General features: G+C 54.2%; 2 protein-coding genes and 1 pseudogene. 1 reads left to right on the forward strand and 2 read right to left on the reverse strand.

From position 1 onward, the window contains the following. On the forward strand, nucleotides 1–640 hold a 640-nt coding region (locus tag AUR66_RS13380; RefSeq protein WP_058572815.1), incomplete at its 5' end, for an ADP-ribosylglycohydrolase family protein. A gap of 164 nt (nucleotides 641–804) precedes the next feature. On the opposite strand, the gene AUR66_RS13385 is transcribed toward AUR66_RS13380, so the two are convergent. Both AUR66_RS13385 and AUR66_RS22750 read right to left on the reverse strand, forming a co-directional pair. Continuing rightward, nucleotides 805–2,100, reverse strand: coding sequence for a hypothetical protein (locus tag AUR66_RS13385; protein ID WP_058572816.1), 1,296 nt, complete (start codon nucleotides 2,098–2,100; stop codon nucleotides 805–807). Further along, nucleotides 2,057–2,358 (reverse strand): annotated as a pseudogene (locus AUR66_RS22750) (hypothetical protein); the annotation flags it as partial. The gene AUR66_RS13385 and the pseudogene AUR66_RS22750, both read right to left, overlap by 44 nt.

Genomic DNA, 2,358 nt, shown 5'->3' on the forward strand with positions numbered 1-2,358 from the left:
GTTCGATATCGGACGCATGACGGTCCGTTCCCTAAGCCGCCTCAAGCATGGAGCAGCCTGGGACGAAGCCGGCCAACAAGTCTGGGAGAATAGCCCAGAGGGGCAGAATGCCGGGAATGGGAGTGTAATGAGGTGTGCACCACTCGCGATTCCGTACGCTGCGGACTGGGACACACTCGTCGAAGTTAGCCAGCAGTCCTCACAAATCACGCACGCAGACCCGCGGTGCACGTGGGGGTGTGCTGTGTTGAACCTCACAATCGCCGGGTTGCTCGACGACACCGAAGCACCGCTGGCGGACGCACTGGACTATGTCGCCGATGACGCACCAGATGAACTCACTGAGGCACTCGCACCAATCGCTAGTGGCGGGTCACTAGAGTCGTTAGAAACGTCAGGGTACGTAATTCACTCGCTACAAACGGCGCTTCACGACGCGCTTACCGCGACGGAACTGGAAGACGCAATCGTGACGCCAGTGAACCGAGGCGGCGATACAGACACGATCGGTGCGATCGCCGGAGCAGTCGCAGGAGCCCGGTTCGGCGCGTCGCATCTTCCCGAACGGTGGGTGTCCGCTATTGGAGAGGCAAATGAACTCGAAACACTGGCTGGTCGGTTGATGCCCTCGACAACTTAGCGCTCACGGACCACCAACGGTTTTCAGTATAACGGCAAGCACCTGAAGCGACTCACCGTTGGCTTATGACCGGCCCACAAACACAGATATGAAGAACAGATTGTCTGCATATCATTACTAGTGGATTTCAACGGAGTCAGAAAGACGAGTAAATGCGTTTACTCTTAGACAAACTGCAACTGACCTAACTCCTCTACAGCCAACGCTTCCCGATCCCGAACGGCGTTGATCCACTTGGGGAGATAGTCGAGTTGTTTCGAGGGGCTCTTCATAGGCGAAGCGCTGTATGCCTGAACAATATTCAAGAAGTCGTCTTCGAGTTCGTCAAGAACGTCTTCAAGATTGTTCTCCTCAATGAGGCGACCGTGTCGCCACCGAAGTGCCATGCGATGTTTCTTCAGAATCGGCTTCAAAGCGTCCTCTGACTCCTCACGTGCGGCCAGATCCTGCCATGTGTCGAAGTGCTTCTCGCAGAACCCGCAATCACACATGGGCGCGTCGACTCGATTCATGATGTCCACTGCCGCTGTCACCTTGAGGAAGTCCTTCACTTCATCGAGGTAGTAGCGTGCTGGTAGTCCGCCTCCACCCGAGTACTCAAGTTTCTCGGTGAACTCCTCGTCGTAAAGCGACGCCGTTGCCATCCCACTGAGGCCGAAGTAGGAGAGCAAGTTGGCGAAGAAGTCCCCGTAGTAGAAGTGCGGCTTCACTCCTGACTGATATAGATCGTACACGAGATCGATAACCGTCTTGTACTCGCTTTCAGAGGTCTCGTACTTCTTCAGCTCTTCGAACACCAGGAAGCATTCGTTGACTTCGAACTCCCCGAGGAGTTTCGTGAGTTGCGTCCGGTTGGTTGTGTCTCGTGCGAAGCCGGTTGTCGTGTAGATACACGGTTTGAGAGAGATTGTCGCCGCCGCTTGTGTATGTGTGAGGATCTGACGGCATGTTTGGATGTCCTCGATTCGTTCAACTTTGTGCACCCACGGAATGACTGCTTTCGGTTGCACTTCGTGAGGCTCAACGCTAACCTTCTCGTACTTACCCGCCTCCTCACGGAGCCGATCGTAGATAAAGTTCTCCTGATAGTCGACGAGGGACTCACAGATGCCACGCACTGCGTCGTCATCAAGGAGACTTGCGTCCGCGTTGGGATTCTCGTCGAGAACTTCCCTCAGCGGGTCGCCGAGGATTTCGACGTATCGATTGTGCCACCCCCGGACATCGCCATCTGAATCTCGGAAGTTGGTCCCGATACGGAAGTCAGAGATCATCGGATCTATGTAGTAGTTGAAGCTCCGCTCTTCAGCCATATCTCGAATTAGAAGAGGGACAGCCTTCTTCGAGTACGCGAGGAGATGAGCCTGAATCAGAACAGAGTCGTACAGTTCGTAGTTGTTCTCAACGAGGTCTCGGTCATTGAGATTTTTGTACCGAAGCGTCGTCTCGAACGTCGCCATTGATTAGTTTAATTACGTTTTCTCGGCTACATAATTGTTGTGTGGACTTTTCGGCTTCTACGAGGATTTCAACCCTTTCGCCGACGCTCATCAACCCGATTGGGAGGTTTTCCGCTTGTTCGACAAGCGACTCACTAACACGGTCATCCCAGACAGATAGATACGAGTAGTCGACAAAGCTCGCATCCCGGTGCGCCTGCTCGAGGCCACGGGAGAGATCCCCCGATTTCATCTCGATAGCGTAGGTCTCTCCATTGC

This window comes from Haloferax profundi (assembly GCF_001469865.1).
Taxonomy (GTDB): Archaea; Halobacteriota; Halobacteria; order Halobacteriales; family Haloferacaceae; genus Haloferax; species Haloferax profundi.

Excerpts from the sequence above, each read along its gene's own strand:
- AUR66_RS13385 (WP_058572816.1), bottom strand. The coding sequence starts at position 2,100 with ATGGCGACGTTCGAGACGACGCTTCGGTACAAAAATCTCAATGACCGA.